Source organism: Bradyrhizobium sp. CCBAU 051011 (assembly GCF_009930815.1).
Lineage (GTDB): Bacteria > Pseudomonadota > Alphaproteobacteria > Rhizobiales > Xanthobacteraceae > Bradyrhizobium.
This window is the reverse complement of the sequence record NZ_CP022222.1, coordinates 8,638,075-8,656,505: the sequence shown is the minus strand read 5'-3', so window position 1 is coordinate 8,656,505 and position 18,431 is coordinate 8,638,075. Positions and strand designations below refer to the sequence as shown.

Annotated in this window: 20 protein-coding genes; 10 read left to right on the top strand and 10 right to left on the bottom strand. The window is 62.9% G+C overall.

Translation table 11 applies throughout. The annotated features are described in order from the left end of the window. Positions 1-2: 2 nt before the first annotated feature. The gene (locus ACH79_RS40755) at positions 3-1,343 is read right to left on the bottom strand and encodes a PLP-dependent aminotransferase family protein (protein WP_161855788.1); all 1,341 of its coding nucleotides are present in this window, start codon (positions 1,341-1,343) and stop codon (positions 3-5) included. A gap of 175 nt (positions 1,344-1,518) precedes the next feature. On the opposite strand from ACH79_RS40755, the gene ACH79_RS40750 reads away from it, so the two are divergent. Further along, entirely contained in the window at positions 1,519-1,755 is a 237-nt protein-coding gene (locus ACH79_RS40750; RefSeq protein WP_161855787.1) for a DUF1127 domain-containing protein, read from the top strand. 36 nt (positions 1,756-1,791) lie between these two features. Here the strand turns inward: ACH79_RS40750 and ACH79_RS40745 are convergent, their stop codons facing one another. Beyond that, complete coding sequence (locus ACH79_RS40745) at positions 1,792-2,217, bottom strand: universal stress protein (RefSeq protein ID WP_161855786.1); 426 nt, start codon at positions 2,215-2,217, stop codon at positions 1,792-1,794. 157 nt (positions 2,218-2,374) lie between these two features. Beyond that, a complete protein-coding gene (locus tag ACH79_RS40740; protein WP_161855785.1) occupies positions 2,375-2,929 on the bottom strand; it encodes a histidine phosphatase family protein in 555 nt (184 codons plus the stop codon). 95 nt (positions 2,930-3,024) lie between these two features. On the opposite strand from ACH79_RS40740, the gene ACH79_RS40735 reads away from it, so the two are divergent. The 5 genes from ACH79_RS40735 (at position 3,025) to ACH79_RS40715 (ending at position 10,881) form a co-directional block, all read left to right on the top strand. After that, complete coding sequence (locus tag ACH79_RS40735) at positions 3,025-4,515, top strand: FAD-binding oxidoreductase (RefSeq protein WP_161855784.1); 1,491 nt, start codon at positions 3,025-3,027, stop codon at positions 4,513-4,515. A gap of 63 nt (positions 4,516-4,578) precedes the next feature. Further along, positions 4,579-5,079 (top strand): peptide-methionine (R)-S-oxide reductase MsrB, encoded by a 501-nt coding sequence (msrB, locus tag ACH79_RS40730; protein WP_161855783.1) that lies wholly within the window; start codon positions 4,579-4,581, stop codon positions 5,077-5,079. A gap of 177 nt (positions 5,080-5,256) precedes the next feature. Beyond that, positions 5,257-7,068 carry a flagellar hook-basal body complex protein gene (locus ACH79_RS40725; RefSeq protein ID WP_161855782.1) on the top strand — a complete coding sequence of 604 codons (1,812 nt, stop codon included), beginning with the start codon at positions 5,257-5,259 and terminating at the stop codon, positions 7,066-7,068. A 47-nt stretch (positions 7,069-7,115) separates the two neighbouring features. Further along, the gene (gene flgK / locus ACH79_RS40720) at positions 7,116-8,996 is read left to right on the top strand and encodes a flagellar hook-associated protein FlgK (RefSeq protein ID WP_161855781.1); all 1,881 of its coding nucleotides are present in this window, start codon (positions 7,116-7,118) and stop codon (positions 8,994-8,996) included. 7 nt (positions 8,997-9,003) lie between these two features. Further along, a complete protein-coding gene (locus tag ACH79_RS40715) occupies positions 9,004-10,881 on the top strand; it encodes a flagellar protein (RefSeq protein WP_161855780.1) in 1,878 nt (625 codons plus the stop codon). A 72-nt stretch (positions 10,882-10,953) separates the two neighbouring features. Here ACH79_RS40715 and flbT read toward each other — a convergent pair whose 3' ends face one another. Next, positions 10,954-11,382, bottom strand: a complete 429-nt coding sequence (flbT, locus tag ACH79_RS40710) for a flagellar biosynthesis repressor FlbT (protein WP_161855779.1) — start codon at positions 11,380-11,382, stop codon at positions 10,954-10,956. Positions 11,383-11,694: 312 nt separating this feature from the next. On the opposite strand from flbT, the gene ACH79_RS40705 reads away from it, so the two are divergent. Beyond that, entirely contained in the window at positions 11,695-13,689 is a 1,995-nt protein-coding gene (locus ACH79_RS40705) for a flagellin (RefSeq protein ID WP_161855778.1), read from the top strand. Here the strand turns inward: ACH79_RS40705 and ACH79_RS40700 are convergent. After that, positions 13,686-13,880 carry a hypothetical protein gene (locus ACH79_RS40700; protein WP_161855777.1) on the bottom strand — a complete coding sequence of 65 codons (195 nt, stop codon included), beginning with the start codon at positions 13,878-13,880 and terminating at the stop codon, positions 13,686-13,688. The genes ACH79_RS40705 and ACH79_RS40700 overlap by 4 nt on opposite strands. 109 nt (positions 13,881-13,989) lie before the next feature. Between ACH79_RS40700 and flaF the strand changes: the two genes are divergently transcribed. After that, positions 13,990-14,355 carry a flagellar biosynthesis regulator FlaF gene (gene flaF / locus ACH79_RS40695; RefSeq protein ID WP_161855776.1) on the top strand — a complete coding sequence of 122 codons (366 nt, stop codon included), beginning with the start codon at positions 13,990-13,992 and terminating at the stop codon, positions 14,353-14,355. A gap of 12 nt (positions 14,356-14,367) precedes the next feature. After that, positions 14,368-14,733 (top strand): hypothetical protein, encoded by a 366-nt coding sequence (locus ACH79_RS40690; protein WP_161855775.1) that lies wholly within the window; start codon positions 14,368-14,370, stop codon positions 14,731-14,733. Positions 14,734-14,751: 18 nt separating this feature from the next. On the opposite strand, the gene ACH79_RS40685 is transcribed toward ACH79_RS40690, so the two are convergent. The 4 genes from ACH79_RS40685 to ACH79_RS40670 form a co-directional block, all read right to left on the bottom strand. Continuing rightward, positions 14,752-15,138 (bottom strand): hypothetical protein, encoded by a 387-nt coding sequence (locus ACH79_RS40685; RefSeq protein ID WP_161855774.1) that lies wholly within the window; start codon positions 15,136-15,138, stop codon positions 14,752-14,754. 156 nt (positions 15,139-15,294) lie between these two features. Then, positions 15,295-15,798 carry a hypothetical protein gene (locus tag ACH79_RS40680; protein ID WP_161855773.1) on the bottom strand — a complete coding sequence of 168 codons (504 nt, stop codon included), beginning with the start codon at positions 15,796-15,798 and terminating at the stop codon, positions 15,295-15,297. A gap of 18 nt (positions 15,799-15,816) precedes the next feature. Further along, positions 15,817-16,173 carry a flagellar assembly peptidoglycan hydrolase FlgJ gene (flgJ, locus tag ACH79_RS40675; protein WP_161855772.1) on the bottom strand — a complete coding sequence of 119 codons (357 nt, stop codon included), beginning with the start codon at positions 16,171-16,173 and terminating at the stop codon, positions 15,817-15,819. Further along, a complete protein-coding gene (locus tag ACH79_RS40670) occupies positions 16,173-17,291 on the bottom strand; it encodes a flagellar basal body P-ring protein FlgI (RefSeq protein WP_161855771.1) in 1,119 nt (372 codons plus the stop codon). Before ACH79_RS40670 ends, flgJ begins: the two co-directional genes overlap by 1 nt. 268 nt (positions 17,292-17,559) lie before the next feature. Here ACH79_RS40670 and ACH79_RS40665 point away from each other — a divergent pair, with 268 nt between their 5' ends. After that, complete coding sequence (locus ACH79_RS40665) at positions 17,560-17,973, top strand: flagellar assembly protein FliX (protein WP_161855770.1); 414 nt, start codon at positions 17,560-17,562, stop codon at positions 17,971-17,973. 2 nt (positions 17,974-17,975) lie between these two features. On the opposite strand, the gene ACH79_RS40660 is transcribed toward ACH79_RS40665, so the two are convergent. Beyond that, complete coding sequence (locus ACH79_RS40660; protein ID WP_161855769.1) at positions 17,976-18,365, bottom strand: helix-turn-helix domain-containing protein; 390 nt, start codon at positions 18,363-18,365, stop codon at positions 17,976-17,978. Positions 18,366-18,431: the final 66 nt, after the last annotated feature.

Genomic DNA, 18,431 nt, shown 5'->3' with positions numbered 1-18,431 from the left:
CGCTATTCGGTCGTGTCGACGTCTTCCTTCGCCGTCAGCATCCCCGACAGGGTGCGCAGCGCCAGATCGAGCTGTTCGGTGGTAGGGGCGCCGAGCGCCAAGCGAACGGCATTGGGGGCATGACCGGGAGTTACCGCAAAGGTGGTCGAGGGCGTCAGCGCGATGTCGCGGCGGGCCGCGGCCGCGACGAATGTCTGCGAGCGCCAATGCTGCGGCAAGGTCAGCCAAAGATGGTAGGATTTGACGTTGGCCTGAACCTCGAAGCCGGCGAGGTATTTGGCCGCCATCTGCTGGCGCCGCGCCGCGTCGATCCGTTTCAGGCGTGACAGTTCGGCGACCGTGCCATCAGCCATCAGCCGCTGCCCGGCAGCAAACGCAAATCCGGAAGCCGTCCATCCGCCCGATCGAACCGCGGCCATGACGCGTTCGCGAAGGCGCGGCGGCGAAACGATGAAGCCGAGCGCAAGGCCGGGCGCCACCTTCTTCGACAGGCTGTCGAGGGTGATGCAGCTATCCGGCGCGAGCGCGGCCATCGGCGTTTCTTCGTCGAGAAAGCCGTAGACCGTATCCTCGATGATGGTGAGGCCGAGTTTCTCGACCACGCGCAGCAAATCGGCCCGGCGCGCCGGCGGCATGGTCATGCCGAGCGGGTTTTGAATCGTCGGCTGAAGGTAGAGCGCCGACAAATGCGCTTCGCGGTGAGCCTTCTGCACTGCGTCCGGGCGAACGCCGTGCTCGTCCATCGCGAGCGGCACCAGCGTCACGCCGAGCCTGACGGCGATGTCCTTGATGAAGGGATAGGTCAAGGCCTCGACGCCGCAGCGGCCGCCGCTTGGCACCATCGCCGCAAGGGCGGCGGCGATGCATTGCCTGCCGTTTGCGGTGAAGACGAGCTGATCGGGGGCCGGGGTCCAGTCCTCGCGGGAGAGAAATTCGGCGGAAATGGTCCGCGCCGCCAGCGTGCCTGTCGTGGTCGAGTGCCGCAACGCGAGATCGAGCACTTCGGGGCGTTCCAGTCCCGCAAGGCTTCTTGCGATCATCACCGATTGCGTCGGCAGTATCGGATAATTCACTTCCAGGTCGATGCGCGCGCCGCGCGGTTCGACCGGCATCGCGACACCACGGCGCGTCTCACCTGAAACGAACGTGCCGCGCCCGACTTCGCCGACCACGAGGCCACGGCGCAACAGCTCGGTGTAGACGCGGCTCGCGGTCGAGACTGCGATCTTGCGCTCGTAGGCGAAGCTGCGCTGCGGCGGCAGGCGGTCGCCGGGCTTGAGCGCGCCATTGGCGATCTCGGCAGCGACGGTATCGGCAAGCTTCAGGTACTCGAACTTTGACATAATTGCACCGAGAGCAATGTTTTCCTTGCACCGAGAAATGTATCGGATCATTTTGAACCCATCAAGCCAGAGATTGCACTGAGAGGGGTGCAAGCAATCGGATCAATAGGCGCAAGCGCATTGGGCGTTTGCGTCGGCGGCAGCGGTTTGCCGCGCAAAAGCAAGGAGAAGAACGATGACGACGGTATCCCAGACGGCAGGTCAGCCTGCGTCCCGAAATGCGCGGACCGGATTTTTCCGCCTGCTCGAGGGCTGGGTGAACGGCATCATCACCCATTTTGCGCACCGCGAAGCCGTCAAAACGCTGAGCGAGTTGGACGACCGCGCGCTTCGCGATATCGGGGTGGAGCGCAGCCAGATCGAGACGGCCGTGCGCGGCCTGATTGATCCGACGTTCGGGCGGACGATGTGAGATTAACGGCGCCGCCGTGCTGCGGCGGCGCTACCCTCAGTGCCGGACCACCAGCACCGAACATTTGGCATAGCGCACCACATGGCCGGCATTGGAGCCGAGGAAATAGGTCCGCATCGCCGGCCGGTGCGAGGTCATCACGATCAGGTCGGCCTTGATCGCGGCCGCCTCTTCGAGGATTTCATGATAGATGCCGCCTTTTCGCACCGCAGTAGAAATGCGCGGCGCGGCGATGCCGGATTCTGCAGCCACGATCGCGAGCGCTTCCTCCGAGGTCGCCTGCTGCTGGGCATCGAAATCGGCCGGCACATATTCCGCCAGCATCACCGGCGTCATCGGCAACACATTGAGCAGGCGCACCGAGCCGTTCCAGGTCTGTGACAGCGTTGCGGCGGTCGCAATCGCGGGCTTGGCCAGATCGGTATCGGCCAGATCGATCGGCACGAGAATCGACTTGAACATCTGCCCCTCCCGCTGCGGCCGGTCCGGTTCCGATTTGTCAGAGCCCGACGCCAGCCCATTGTTTTGACGCGTTTTCTTTTACGCGAACTTGTTGCTAATTCGCTCGAAAACAGGTCATCGCCAGCCTAGCACGGACGGGCCTGGATGTCCGCGGGGCTCAATCGTCCAGCGCCTGCTTCAGCAGTTTCGGGCTGGTGAAGCGAACGAGCGTGCCGCGGCGGAACGCCACCTCGCACCAGTCGTCGGTCGCGAAATCCAGGATGGCAAGGCCGGCGGTAGGCAGATTGTCTTCAAGCGCTTTCTTCGCCGCCTTGTCGCCGGTGCCGGTGAGCATCAGCGCCAGCTCATGCATGCCGGGATTGTGACCGATCAGCATCAGCCGCGCGGGGTCGGTGACCTCCGCCATGCGGATGATCTGCAGAAGCTGTGCCGGCTCGGCGCCGTACAGTTCGTCGAGCAGTTCGACCTGCGGCTGCCGATGCCGTTCCCGCACTGCATCCTTGATCGCATCGCGTGCGATCTCCCAGGTCTGCCGCGCCCGCACTGCGGTGGAAACCAGAATGGCATCGGGGAGCGGCGGATGTTGGCCGATCCAGGTTCCAATGGCGGCGGCATCCAGCCGCCCGCGCTCGTCGAGACGGCGGTCCTGGTCATGGCCCGAAGGCGCGTCATGTTCGGTCTTGGCGTGACGCAGCAGCATCAAACGGCGCATGGGCGCAATCTCGATTCGGTCTTAGTCTGGACTAATCTACAAGCTCATGTCTCGGATAAGGTGACAAGCGCCGCAGCGGTCCGTTAAGAAACGCTATGCCCGAGACTTTCACAAGTGCGACCAACGGCCCCGACGACGACGCGCCTTTTCGCTCGCGCCTCTCCTTCGACCTCGATGTTGACATTTGCGTGGTGGGAGCCGGCCTTGCCGGTCTCACCGTAGCGCTGGAGGCCGCACGGCTCGGCGCCAGCGTCGCCGTGCTCGAGGGACGGCATGTCGGCTGGAATGCGTCCGGTCATCAGCTCGGCACGGTGATGCCGGGCTACAGTCTTCCGATCGGCGACCTGATCGAGCGCATCGGCCTCGAGGACGCGCGCGAATTGTGGGCGATGTCGAAGGAGGGCGCTGATTACGTTCGCGCTGCCGCGACTGAAGAGGCGATGCCGGGCATTGCGCTGAGCGAGGGTGCGCTGGAGGTCTCCAATGTCGACGCCGGCGAAACGCTGATCAGCCGGCTGCAGATGCTGAGTGAGGATTTCGAGACCGAGGTCGAGGGGTGGCAGGTCGATCGCGTTCGCGATCAACTCGGGACCAGGCGTTATTTCCACGGTATTTACTATCCGCGCGCGTTCCAGATCGACGGCCGCAAATACATCCACGGCCTCGCCGCGCAGGCGAGGCGGGCGGGCGCGCGCATCTTCGAGGATACGCCCGTGGTCAGCATCGATCCGTCCGGCATTCGCAAGCGCATCGTGACGCCCTCGGCACGGCTGCGCGCCTCGCATATCGTGCTGGCCGGCAACGTTCACCTCGGCGCTCCCTTGCGCCGCTTGTCGGAGACGTTGCTGCCGGTCTGGCGCTATGCCGCGGTGACGGAGCCGCTCGGCGAGCGGCTTGGCGAAGTGATCGCATTCAGGGGATCGGTGACCGATAGCGACGGCATCGATCATTTCCGGATCGTCGACGGCGATCGGCTGATGTGGGCCAGCCCGGAAACCACGTGGGACGCGCGGCCGCACCGCTTTGGCCCGGCCATCCAGCGCCGCATTGCGACTGTTTTCCCCAAGCTCGGCAAAGTCCCGATATCGGACGTGTTCGGCGGTGCGGTCGGAGTGACCGTGCACGGCATGCCGCAGATCGGCCAACTCCGCAAAGGACTGTGGGTCGCCAGCGGCTTCGGTCGGCAGGGACTGAACACTTCGGCGATGGCAGGGCAGGTGATCGCGCGCAGCATCCTGTGGGGTGAGGACCGCTGGAGATTGTTCTCGCCGTTCGAACTGGTCTGGGCGGGCGGTGCCACCGGTCGTGCCGCCGGCCATCTGATCGGCCTGTGGGGGCGGGGCCAAGCCGCCGCGGCGGGCGCGCTGGCCCGTTACCGCGAGGGCGCCCGTGTCCGGGAACGCGTACGTGAGGCGCGGCTGGCGGAGGCCAACCGGCAGGCCGGAACCAGGCCACCGCACCGTCCGTCGCCAGGCGCGCCACGCCCGGTGCGGCCGCAGCCGCCGCGGCCGGCGGACCCGCAGGACGGCGGGATGCCCGTCGTCTCCTCGCAGGAAAGTGAGAAAATTCGGGACGGATCAATGTAACGTCGGCGGACCGGGTCCGTATTTGATGGCGAACCGTTACGTCCGCTACGCACGGAGATTGCCATGTTCGACCGCCGTATCCTGCTCGCATCCGTAGCCGGCCTGTTTGGCCTGGCTGCTTTCCGCTGGCTGCGTACCACGCCGGCGCAAGCCGCGGAGAAATTCGAGGTGGAAAAGACCGACGCCGAATGGCGCGCACAGCTCACGCCGCAGCAATATGAAATCCTGCGCAAGCACGGCACCGAGCGGCCGGGCTCGAGCCCGCTCCTGAAGGAAAAACGCAAGGGCATTTTTGCCTGCGCCGGCTGCGATCTGCCGCTGTTCTCCTCGGACACAAAATACGACAGCGGCACCGGCTGGCCGAGTTTCTGGCAGCCGCTCGACAACGCTCTGGGCAAGACCGAGGACCGCACCTTCGGCATGCTGCGCACCGAAGTGCATTGCCGCCGCTGCGGCGGCCACCTCGGTCATGTCTTCGACGACGGGCCGAAGCCGACCGGACTACGCTATTGCATCGATGGATTTGGCATGGTGTTTCACCCGGCGGGGCCCTCGGCCTCGTAAGGCTTGTGCCCGGCAATTGTTGCCCGCCCGGCAAATGTGCCCCGGTCTCTGGACCGGGGCTTTTTATTTAAGGCGTTGATTTATCGTAGTTTTCCTGTTTGGCACGACGCTTGCGACATCTTCTCCCGACGCGGCCTGCACCGGCGAGCCGCCCGGATCGAATTTGGAGAAAATGTCATGGGTATCTTCGGCGCTCTCACCACCGCGGTCGGCGGCCTCCGCGCCAACTCCTACGCGCTGGAAAACGTCTCGGGTAACATCGCCAACTCGCAGACCACGGCGTTCAAGCGCGTCGACACCTCCTTCCTCGATCTGATTCCGCAGACCTCAGCGACCGCGCAGCTCGCGGGTGGCGTCACCACGCAATCCCGCTCCACCAACTCGGTGCAGGGCGACGTGCAGACGGCTTCGGTCGCGACCTTCATGGCGATCAACGGCAACGGCTTCTTCGCGGTGCAAAAGCCGGGCAACTTCACCGACGGCACGCCGGTGTTCGACGGCGTCGACCGCTACACCCGCCGCGGCGACTTCCAGCTCGACAAGAGCGGCTATCTCGTCAACGGCGCCGGCTATTATCTGCAGGGCGTTCCGATCGACCCGACCACCGGCAACCCATCAGGCAGTTCGCCACAGGTCCTCCGATTCCAGAACGACTTCTTGCCGGCGCAGCAAACCACCAGGATCGACTATCGCGCCAACCTCGCCAGCTATCCGCTGACGACCAAGCACGACGTTTCCGTTCCCGGATCGGAATTGATCGTGCCCGGATCATACAGTGCCGGACGTAATCCGCTGGCGCTCGGCACGCCTGCGGCGCCCTTTACCGACGCCTCCAGAAGCGGCACCACTCAGAACAACAAAGCGACGCCGTCGGTTGCGAACACCGCCGCAACCCTGCTCAACGGCGCGGCCGGCACCAACTCGATCTCCACCAATTTCCTCGCGGGCGACACCATCACGGTCAACGGCCAAACCCTCACCTTCATGGCGTCGGGCACCGCCGTCGGCGCCAACCAGATCAACGTCGACGACAACATCGGAACCTTGCTGGGCAAGATCGACGCGCTCCAGGGAACGTCAGTCGCGTCCACGATCGCCTCGGGCTCGATCACGCTGCATTCCGGCACCACAGCCAATCTCTCGGTCTCCAGTTCGAACACCTCAGCTTGGGCTGCGCTCGGCTTTACCGGCACCGTGACGGCGACGCGCGGCGGCGGCGGCGGCGTCGGCACCGGCCAGGTCGTCGGCAACGACAATTCGACGTTCCTCGCCGAGTCGATAGCGGGAGGTGCGGTCACGACCTACGACGTCTCGGGCGCGCCGGTGAACCTGCAGTTCCGCTGGGCCAAGGTCGACAGCGCCACGCTCGGCGCGGGCCATACCGATACCTGGAACCTGTTCTACCAGGTCAACCCCAACGCAACCGGTACCCAGGTCGCGTGGCAAAACGTCAACACCAATTTTACCTTCTCCGCCTCGGGCCAGATGACGCCGGCGATTCCCTCCGTGGAGCTCACCAATGCCGTCGTCAACGGCGTCTCGCTGGGCAGCCCCGTCATCAACTTCGGCACCGGCGGCGTCACCCAATTCGCGGACGCCAATGGCAACGTGCAGGTCAACCAGATCCAGCAGGACGGCTTCCCGGCCGGCCAGTTGCAGTCCGTCGGCGTCGGCACCAACGGCCGAATCGTCGGCAACTATTCCAACGGCCGCAACCTCGACCTCGCCGAAATCTCGGTCGCTACCTTCAACGGCACCAACTTCCTCAAGCGCGTCAACGGCGGTGCGTTCGAGGTCACCGACGGATCCGGACAGGCGCTGTTCGGCAAGGCCGGAACCATCGTCGGCTCGTCGCTAGAGGGATCCAACACCGATATCGCCGACGAGTTCACCAAGCTGATCGTCACCCAGCAGGCTTACTCGGCCAACACCAAGGTGATCACGACTTCCAACACGATGGTGCAGGATCTCCTGAACGTGCTGCGCTGATCGCGCGACGAGCCGTTCGCGATGCGATTTGAGATGGGCAATTAGTCATGGGTTTGAGTCAAGCTCTCTCCACCGCAATGTCCGGCCTGCGCGCGACGCAAGCCGCGATCTCGCTGGTCGGATCGAACGTCGCCAACGCGGAAACGCCTGGTTACGTCAGGAAGTCGATCATCCAGTCCGCCGGCGTGACCGGCGACTACGGCTCGAGCGTTCTGCTCCACGGCGTCGACCGGCAGCTCGATCAATATCTGCAGGCCCAATTGCGCACGGAAACTTCGGGCGCGGCCTACGCCGATATCCGTTCGACCTTTCTCCAAAATTTGCAGAACGTTTACGGAAATCCGGCCGAAACCGGCACCATCGAGGACTCGTTCAACAAGCTGCTGACCGCGTTTCAGGGCCTGTCGACCAGCCCGGACTCGCAGTCGGCGCGGATCGGCGCCGTCAGCGCCGCGCAGACGATGGCGCAGACGCTCAATGCGGCGACGCAGGGGATTCAGAGCCTGCGCGCCAATGCCGAGATGGGCATCAACGACTCCATTGTTACGGCAAACAACGCGATGGCCCAGATCGCGTTCATCAACAATCAGCTCCAGAACAACGGCAAGACCGACGCGGCGACGGCCTCGCTGCTGGATCAGCGCGATCAATACATCACGCAATTATCGAGCCTGATGGACATCAGGACGGTCGTCAACGACCTCAATCAGGTGACGGTATTCACGAACTCCGGCGTGCAACTGGTGGGGACCGAGGCTGCGCAGCTAAGCTTCAATCCTCAGGGCACGATGACGCCCAACACGCTGTACAATTCCGATCCGACCAAGAACAACGTCGGCACCATCACGATCAATTTCCCGCACGGCGGCAGCTACGATCTGGTGTCGACCAACTCGATCCGTTCCGGCAAGATCGCTGCCTATCTCGAACTGCGCGACAACACGCTGGTGAAGGCGCAGGCGCAGATCGACCAGTTTGCGGCGTCGATGGCGAGCGCACTGTCGGACAAGACGACGGCCGGCACGGCTACTCCGGCGTCCGCGTTGCCGCAGGCCGGCTACGATCTCGACCTCACGGGCCTGCAATCCGGCAACGTCATCCACGTCAGCTACAAGGACAACACCACCGGCGTCACGCGCAATCTCTCGATCGTGCGCGTCGACGATCCGAGCGTGCTGCCGCTGAGCAATACCGCGACGCTCGATCCGAACGATGAGGTGCTCGGCATCGATTTTTCCGGCGGCATGGCATCGGTAGTCTCCCAGCTCAACGCCGCGCTAGGGGCGAGCGATCTGCAGTTCTCAAACCCGTCGGGATCGACCCTGCGCGTGCTCGATGATGGCGCGCCAAATCGCTCGGACGTGCTGGCGGCGTCGGTCACCACGACCATGTCGTCGCTCACCAGCGGCAACCCACAGCTTCCACTGTTCACGGATAATGGTGGTCTCTTTTCCGGTGCGATCACCGCCAATGGTTCGCAGCAGACAGGTCTCGCCGGCCGTATCAGCGTCAATCTAGGGCTGCTCGGCGATCCCTCGCGCACCGTCGTGTTTTCCACCAGCCCGTTGACGCCTTCGGGCGACACCACGCGCGCCGACTTCGTTCTCACGCAACTGCAGTCGGGGAACTATCGCTATTCGCCGCAGACCGGCATCGGGACCACCGGCGCTCCCTTCACCGGCACGCTGACCAACTTCGCCAAGCAGTTCATCAGCCAGCAGGGCGAGGCCGCAACCGCCGCCAAGCAACTCGCCGATGGTCAGTCCGTGGTGTTGAATACCCTGCAGAAGAAGGTGACCGATGCCTCGGGCGTCAATATCGACGACGAGATGGCGCATCTGCTCGCGCTGCAGAACGCCTATTCCGCCAATGCGCGCGTCATGTCGTCCATCAAGCAGATGTACGACACGCTGATCCAGGCCATGTGAGGGTTTCATGTCGATCGATGGCGTTAACGGCAGAACATCCTATATCGGGACCTCGATCCTCAATATCCGCAAGCAACTCGATGACCTGACGCAGCAGCTCGCCAGCGGCCGGGTCTCGACGACCTATGCGGGGCAGGGCGCCAATCGCGGCTTTGCGCTTAGTTTGCGCGCACAAGTCAGCAGCATCGATGCGTTCAAGGATACCGCGACCAACGTCAATACCAGGCTCAACGTCGTCAACCTTGCGCTGCAGGGATTGACCGACATCGGCACGTCGGTAAAGAAAGCGGCCAGTACGTCGACCATCGTGCTCAACGACAACGGTCAGACCTCCGGTCAGATCACGGCGCAGGCGGCGTTCTCGAATGCGGTGTCGCTGCTCAACAGCCAGACCGGTGACCGCTATCTGTTTTCCGGACGCACCACCGACACATCAGCGACGGTGCCGGCGGACGTCATGCTCGACGGCGTGGGAACCCAGGCCGGGTTGAAGCAATTGATCAACGAACGCCGCCAGGCCGATCAGGGCGTCAGCAACATGGCGCATCTGACGGTCGCCTCGCCGCCGTTGACGACCACGGTGACCAGCCTGGCCGAGGATGGTTCGTCATTCGGGCTGAAGCTTGGTCCGATCAGCTCATCGCTGACGGGAGCGACCGTGACGCAGCCGACCGGCGTGCCGCCGGCCGTCACCGTCGATCTCGGCGCCGTCAATCCGAACAATGGCGACAAGATCACGTTCAGCTTCAATCTGCCCGATGGCACCACCGAGTCGATCGCGCTGACCGCGACGACCACCAATCCGCCGCCTGCGGGTTCGTTCCTGATCGGCGCTGATACGGTCGCAACCACCGCGAACCTGCAGGCTGCATTGACGTCTTCGATCCAGACGTTGAGCGACACCTCGCTGGTTGCCGCGTCCGCCATTGCGGCATCAGACAATTTCTTCAATCCGTCCGCGACGGTTACGGGAAGTGCGGTCAACAATCAGGCCGCGGTGCCGGCGCCGATCACCGGCGCCACGCTGCTGTCCGGCGCGGCGGGAACGGATTCGCTGGCTGCGAGCTTTGCGGCCGGCGACACCATCACGGTCAACGGTACACCCATCACCTTCGTCGCGTCGGGCGCGACCGGCAACCAGCTCAACATCACCGACAATGTTCAGGCCTTGCTGGCCAAGATCGATTCGATCTCCGGCGCCACGACGCCGTCGACCGTCACTGGCGGCGTGATTGCGCTGCACGGCGCTGACGGCGCGAGCCTGACGGTTTCAAGTTCGAACGCGGCCGCGTTCGCAGCACTGGGCTTCAGCGCCGCTGCGAGCGCAAATCCGGCGCCGCTGCGTGTCAACGGCCCTCCTTTTGCCACGGCCACCAATCTGATCGGCGGCACATCCGCCAACACCGTCTCTTGGTACACGGGCGAAGTCGGTAATGATCCGGCACGCGGCACCGCGATCGCGCGCATCGACCAGTCGATCACGGTGCAGTATGGCGCGCGCGCCAACGAGCAGGCGCTGCGCTATCAGTTGCAGAACATCGCGGTGTATTCCGCGGTCACGACCAATGCCGCCAATCCGAACTCGAAGGCGCAGGTGAACGCGCTGCAGCAGCGGATTTCGGCGAACCTGGCGCCGCAGAACGGTCAGCAATCGATTCAGGACATGCAGGCGGAGTTCGCCGGCGCGCAGAACGCCATCAAGGCTTCGACCGACCGCCAGACCCAGCTCAAGGGCATGGCGCAGACCATGCTCGACCAGATCGAAGGCATCAACCAGGACGAGGTGGCGACCAAGATCCTGGCACTGCAGACCAGTCTGCAGGCCTCGTATCAAACCACGTCGATGCTCTACCAGACCACGTTGACCAAGTTCCTGCCGATCTGATCGCGCGCCGGTTCACTCCAACGACAAAAGCCTCCTTACGGAGGCCTTTTTCTTTTGAGATGCGAGTGACGATTATGCTGACTTGCGATCGGGCTGGTCGAGCGATTGCATTTTCCGGGCGTTTTCCAGGATCTGCTCCTCATGGCCGATCAATTTCTTCGCTTCCTTGAGCGCATGATAGAGATCGCCGTTTAGGGTGAAGTTGTTGATGCCCTCGATGAAAGGCCATGCACTCGGCATTGTCGTGAGGATGTCGCGGACCAGGCTGAAATAGGTCGGGTGGTGGGCCATCGGGTCCGGCGACAGGTACATGAGCTGCACCGCAAGATAGACCAGCTTGGCCGGCGTATCGGCGGTCTCCGGGGTGAGAATGTCCTTCTCGCGCAGGATTGGAATCCTGTCACCGTCGATCAACAGCCTGGCGCGCTGATCGGTGTTGGTGACCACGCAGGCGCCGATGATGATTCGCTCGTGCGGTTTGAGCTCGACTTTCAAGGCCATGCCTGTTCTCCCATTGGCGCTTTTCGCGCGTTGTCGTGCCCGCCGGCTGATTCGGCATCCTTCCCGATGATGGTTAACCAATGGTGAAGATGCGAGTTGTGCCCATTTGACGGGGCTTTTCCGCGTCTCACCAGTAAGAATACGGAAGCCCGTTCGCGCGCCGAACTAATTTCAATTTCGACGTCTTCCGGCGCTCCTTATCCGACCAAATTCATTTTTTCTTAGAGACTTGGTTTCAGAGTGAGCCGTCGCCCAATCGAGAGGTTGGGAATCATGGCTCGTTCTTTATTTCACACCAGAAAGGTATGAAAGATGTCCGGTATTGTTCTCTCGGCTTCGGTTCGCCAGAACCTCCTCTCGCTGCAGTCGACCGCCGATCTGCTCGCCACCACGCAGAATCGCCTTGCCACCGGCAAGAAGGTCAACACGGCCCTCGATAACCCCACCAACTACTTCACCGCGGCTTCGCTCGATGCGCGCGCCGGCGACATCAACAATCTGCTCGACGGCATCGGCAACGGCGTGCAGGTCCTGCAGGCCGCCAACACCGGCATCACCTCGCTGCAGAAGCTCGTTGACTCCGCCAAATCTGTCGCCAATCAGGCGCTGCAGACGACGGTCGGTTACTCGACCAAGTCGTCGTTCACATCCGTCGTGATCGACGGCGCAACGGCCGACAATCTGGTCGCCGATCAGGCACCGACCAACGCCACGTTCACCGGTGCTTCAGCTCCGCAGCGCGGTGCGTATACCAGCACCACGGTAACTACCCCGGGCGGCCAGCTCCAGACGGCCGGCCCGGTCAACGCGACCCCCTCGTCGCTGCTGTCCCAACTCACCGTTGCGGTTGCTGCTAACGACACGCTGGTCGTCAACGGCAAGACGATCACGTTCCAGGCGGGCGCGAATGGCCTCGTCGGTTCGGGCAACGCCTATACGATGGGTGTCGATACCTCGCTGAGCGATTTGATGACAGCGATCGACTCCCTGTCGGGCAACACGACCCCGGCCAACGCCTCGACAGCAACGGGCGGCATCATCACCCTGAGGTCCGGTACGGCCGCCGACCTCGTCGTGACCGGTACCGCGGCCGTCGCGCTCGAAATCAACACTGTCGCTCAAAGCACCGCCACTCGTGGCGGTGGCGCCCTGACGGCCGGTGCTCTGGCCGGTACCACCAAGCTGAGCGTCGGCGACGGCACGGCTCCTTCGCTGTCGAACGCCTTCGCGGTCGGTGACACCATCACCGTCAACGGCAGGACGCTGACCTTCGTGGCCGCGAACACGATCGGCAACGATCCGAACCAAATCAAGATCGACAGCGACGTCACCGGCCTGCTGGCGAAGATCGACGGTCTGACCGGCTCGTCGACGGCCTCGACGATCACCGGCGGCCAGATCACGCTGAACACCGGTACGCTGAGCGACCTGACGCTGACCAGCAGCAACGCTGCAGCTCTCACCGCGCTCGGTCTGCCAGGCGGCGTGACGCAGGCTCGCACGGAAGTCCCGGGCGTGCTAGAAGGCAAGACCCTGAGGATCGCTGCGACCGGCGGCGGTGTTGCCACCGACATCGTGTTCGGCGAGGCTCCCGGCCGTGTCTCCTCGCTAAACGAGCTGAACGAGGCTCTCGCCGCCAACAACCTGCAGGCCACTTTCGTGTCCGGCAAGCTGACGATCACCACGACGAACGAAGCGGCTTCGGCCACGATCGGTGCGATCACCGGTTCCGCGGTTGGCGCCGGCCAGGCGTTCGCCGCCGGCACCACGGCTCCGGCTCCGGTTGTTGATCCAGATGCCAAACTGACCCGTGACAACCTGGTCATCCAGTACAACAACATCATCAATCAGATCACCACCACCGCGCAGGATGCGTCCTTCAACGGCATCAACCTGCTCGGGGGTGACACTCTCAAGCTGACGTTCAACGAAACCGGCAAGTCCACGCTGAGCATCCAGGGTGTGAACTTCAACCCGGCCGGCCTCGGCCTCGACGTCCTGAGTTCGGGCGCCTTCAAGGACAACGCTGCGATCAACGACATCGTGACGGCGCTGAACGGCGCATCGACTACGCTTCGCTCGCAGGCTTCGGCCTTCGGTTCGAACCTGTCGATCGTGCAGATCCGTCAGGACTTCTCGAAGAACCTGATCAACGTGCTGCAGACCGGCTCGTCGAACCTGACGCTGGCCGACACCAACGAGGAAGCGGCGAACAGCCAGGCGCTGTCGACCCGTCAGTCGATCGCGGTGTCCGCGCTGGCGCTGGCCAACCAGAGCCAGCAGAGCGTGCTGCAGCTCCTGCGCTAATCACGGCAGCGACGCAGAACTTCAAAACGGCGGGGGAAACCCCGCCGTTTTTCTTTCGCGAGCGAGCGGCGAGAATCGGCCGCACAAAGAAAAAGCTTCTTCAGGAAAATTTGGTTTGCGATCTTAATTCCATCAGAACCGATGGCGGGCATGGTGGTGAAAATATGGATTTCGTCGGGCTTCTGACACAATCGGTAACCTTCGCTAACCATATTTAAACGCGCTACCTGTATGAAAGTTGGGCAGTTTTCCTGAATTCTCCGCGGTCGTCCTGCGAACCGCTCTCACAGAGGTTAGTGAATGTCTAATGCAGCCCAAGCCTACGCTCGCACGTCGCAAACTACGTCGTCCCCCCGTGAAATCGAGGCGCAGGCGCTGCTGAAGGCCGCACGACAGCTCCAGGAGGTCCAGACCAACTGGGCGGGTCCAGGCAAGGCCATGGAGAACGCGCTGCTGTTCAATCGCCGGCTCTGGTCGATCTTCATGAGCGCGGCGCAGGCCGACGAAAACCCGCAGTCGATCGAGGTGCGTCAGAACATCGCCAACATCGGCGTGTTCGTCATGAAGCAGACGGTAGACATGCAGTTGAATCCGGACCCAGCCAAGCTGAAGTCGCTGATCGATATCAACTGCAATCTCGCCGCTGGCCTGGCCGGTCGCGGCTAACCGGTTCGCAAGATGGCTGACCTCTGGAATATCATCTCAGCCAATTACAAGACGGTGGGAATGACCGTCCCGTCCAAGACTCCGTACGTGGCGGTCGATCCCAATCTCTATGAAGGTAGTTGGACGGGAAAATATGCGGACCAGAAGACGTTCAAGATCTCGGTCTCTAACGTCACGGGCTTCCGCGCCAAGGTGCAGTACCAGAGCGGCGGCACCAACAAATTCCAGGAAGTGCTGATCAAGGACAATTCGTTTCGGATCGGCGACACCAAGTTCACGCTGACCGCCCTTGGGAAAGCGCAGATCAAGAACGTCGTCACCGATCCATCGAGCGGCCAGACTTATCTCGACCAAGCCTACGCATCACGCTCGAGCTAAGCTCAGCCGCTACTCGTCCTAAGCCTTGCGGTCGGTGGCGCGAAGGCGCTGCGGCGCATCCTTGGTCAGGTCGAGGGTGTGGAAATAGGCGCGGCGGCGCAGCACCGCTTCCTCCGGAAACTGCTTCACCACCTGGCTCGTCCTGACGTCGATGACCTGATAGACGACAGCGCGGGCGTCGCGATCGATCACCACATTGTTCGACACCGAAGGATTGGCATTCGAAATCGAGACGCGGACCGCCGCGGAATCGGTGCCGGCGCGCGCGCTTGAATCGACTGCCGAGACGCTCTGGCTCGCCGGCAATTCGGTCGCGACCGCACGTTGTGCCGCCTCGCTCACATGCTGAACGATCGGCGCGGCAACCGGTGCCCCCACCGGTTTGATGTTGAAATCTGTACTCATGGCAGCCTCCGGGCTTGCTGCGAGTCAAATCCAACCCCTCATCGGTTGCAATATAGCCGGGCACCCCTCAACACGGCGTTAGGGAATACGCTGAATCCCGCTCTGATGCGGCCGCGCAAATTTAATGAAAATTGTAGAGAACCAAAAGGGATTCTCTTATAGCGAACGGCTGACCGAGAGCGGCGTGATATTGCGTGGTCCGGGCGCAGCACGTTGTCCCGAAGCCGTATAGGTGCTCGGAATGTTCTTGCGCTGGATTTCGGTGTTGACGCCGCGCACGATGCCTTCGGACACCGCGTGCGCGGTCGCCAGCACGGTGAGATTGATCTGCAGCATCGCGCGGAAAGTGTCGTGATGGCGGCGCAGGGTGGTCAGCAATTCCGGCGATACCTGCGCCAGATATCTTTGCGCGTTCTTCAGGTTTTCGACCGCGACCATGTAGCGGCGCGACAGCTCGCCTTTCTGCTCTTCCAACTGCATCGCCTCGCGCACGTTCCCGGCGCGCACCAGTTCGGTCTCACGTTCGATGATGCCGAGCAAAGCGCTCATCACCTCCATCAGTTCTTCGGCGAGCTTGCGCGCCTCGGCCGGCGTCGAGATCGATCGTGCCGGTGCCGGTGCTGGTGACTGTGCGGGCCTAGCCTGAGGACGCTGATTCATGTCGAATTTCCTTTTGGATCAGCCGGCGCGATTGGCTTGCTGCAGGATCAAGGTGCGGAAGACGTCGTTGGAAATGCCGATGCCGCCGGACTTGGCGAAGGACTTCGAGTATTCGTCCGTCAGCATCGAACGCCAGACGCCGGTGCCGGGCGTGTCACCGAACGGCCCTTTGCCTTTGACGCCGGTGGTCATCTGGGAAAACATCGAATTGAGGAACATCGACTCGAACTCTTCGGCCTTGGCGCGCGTCTTTTTCTGCGCTTCGGGCGAAATTTTCTTGAGCGCGTCGGCGAGCTGCGGGTCGTTGCGGCCGTTGATCAGCGAAGTCTTTTTCTTCGAGTATGCGCCGATGCCATTGATAAGGCTCGCGTCCATCACATCACCTCGATGTCGGCCTGGATCGCGCCGGCGGCCTTGATCGCCTGCAGGATGCTGATGAGGTCGCGCGGGCCGATGCCGAGGCCGTTGAGACCGTCGACCAACTGCTGCAGCGAGACGCCGTCTTTCACGACCGCAAACTTCTTGCCGTCTTCGGAAACGCTGACGCCGGTGCGGGGAGTCACCACGGTTCGGCCGCGCGACAGCGGATTGGGCTGGCTGACTTGCGGGCTCTCCGAAATCGAGACGGTGAGATTGCCCTGCGCCACTGCGACGGTGGCGACGCGAACGTCGCGGCCCATCACGATGATGCCCGAACGCTCGTCGATCACGATCTTGGCGGCGAGATCCGGATCGACCTGCAATTGCTCGATCTCGGTTAGGAAGGCGACGACGTTGCCCTTGAACTCGGCGGGGATCGAAAGCTGCACGGTGGAAGGATCGATCGGTTCGGCAGTCTTGACGCCGAGGAAATCGTTGACTGCGGCGGCAATGCGCTTGGCGGTGGTGAAATCGGCGTTGCGCAGCGCTAGCCGCACATTGGGCAGGCGATTGAGCGCGAACTCGATCTCGCGCTCGATGATGGCGCCGTTGGGGATCCGGCCGTTGGTCGGCACGCCGCGCGTGATTTTGGCGGCTTCGCCTTCGGCCTGGAAGCCGGAAATTGCCAGCGAGCCCTGGGCGACCGCATAGACGTTGCCGTCGGCGCCGAGCAGGGGAGTGACGAGCAGGGTGCCGCCCTGCAGGTTCTTGGCATCGCCGAGGGCGGAGACGGTGACGTCCATCCGCGTGCCCTGGGTGCCGAAGGCCGGCAAATTGCCGGTGACCATGACGGCGGCGACGTTGCCGGTGCGGATGGTGGCGCCGCGGATGTTGACGCCCATGCGCTCCAGCATTGCCTGCAGCGACTGCTTGGTGAAGGGAATGTTGTTCAGCGTGTCGCCGGTGCCGTTGAGACCGACGACGAGGCCGTAGCCGATCAACTGGTTCTGCCGCACGCCTTCGATGTTGGCGAGGTCCTTGATCCGCGACGTCGCGCCCGCGGACGAGGGCGATAGCGCCAGCAGCGCGGCGCAGGCCATCCAAATCAGTCTTGCCGAACGGATGCCGGGCATCCTGTGCTCCCCTCGAGAACTTCCACTGGACCGCAGGCGCCACTCCCATGACGGCGGTCCCACCATTAACTATGCGAGCGCCGTGCCATGTCGCGTTTTCGAAGCAATGCCTTGATATCGCTGAATGTTCGCTGGAAGCGCGAGGCCACGGCGGCTTCACCACGATGGGCGAAACTGCCGCATGTCGGCAGATTTTGCCGGGCCGTTTACGCGTCATTAACCATAGGAAGGCGAAGGTCCTTCCGACTCTCACGGCGAGATCACCACGATGCGCATCTACGGACCGAACGGCACCACGCTTGGATCGCCCGCGAGCCACACGCGACGAACCAGTTCGACCGGCTTCTCGCTGCCGGAAACGCCGGCTACGCCCGAAGAGCCGCGCTCGGCCACAGCACCCAAGGCCGCCGGCAACATCGATGCGCTGCTCGCGCTGCAGGGCGTCGAAGATCCGACCGAGCGCCGCAAGCGGTCGGTGGCGAAGGGCAGGGGCGCGCTCGACGTGCTCGACGAACTTAAGCTCGGATTGCTCTCCGGCAACCTCGACGCTTCCACGGTGAACCGGTTGCGTGACGCTGCGGCCAATCTGAAGTCCTCCTCCGGCGATCCCGGCCTCGACGCGGTATTGGCCGAGATCGAATTGCGGGTTGAAGTCGAACTCGCCAAGGCCGGGCGGTCCTAAGTTTACGCCGCGATATCCTTGCGCGCCGCGTCGTAACGGCGCTGCGCGTTCAATACCTCCTTCAGATTCTTCTCTGCCCACTCCCGCAACGGATCGACCGCGTCGGCCAGCGTCGCGCCGAGCGGCGTGATCGAATACTCGACGGTCACCGGCACGGTCGCGATCGCGCGGCGTCTGATCAATCCGTCGCGTTCAAGCGATTTGAGAACCTGGCTCAGCATCTTCTGCGAGATGCCTTCAATGGTGCGGCGTAACGCATTGAAACGCATCGGCTCGTCGCGCACGAGAAGCAGGATTAACACCGCCCATTTGTCGCCGACGCGATCGAGAATCTGGCGCGTCGGGCACTCGGCCGAATAGGCGTTCGGGGTTTTCGAATTGGCAGCTTTCACGGCGGTTACTCCGGCGTAATCAGGTGACCCAAAAGTGCTCTCTTAACACCTACATTCTTTTCGCTA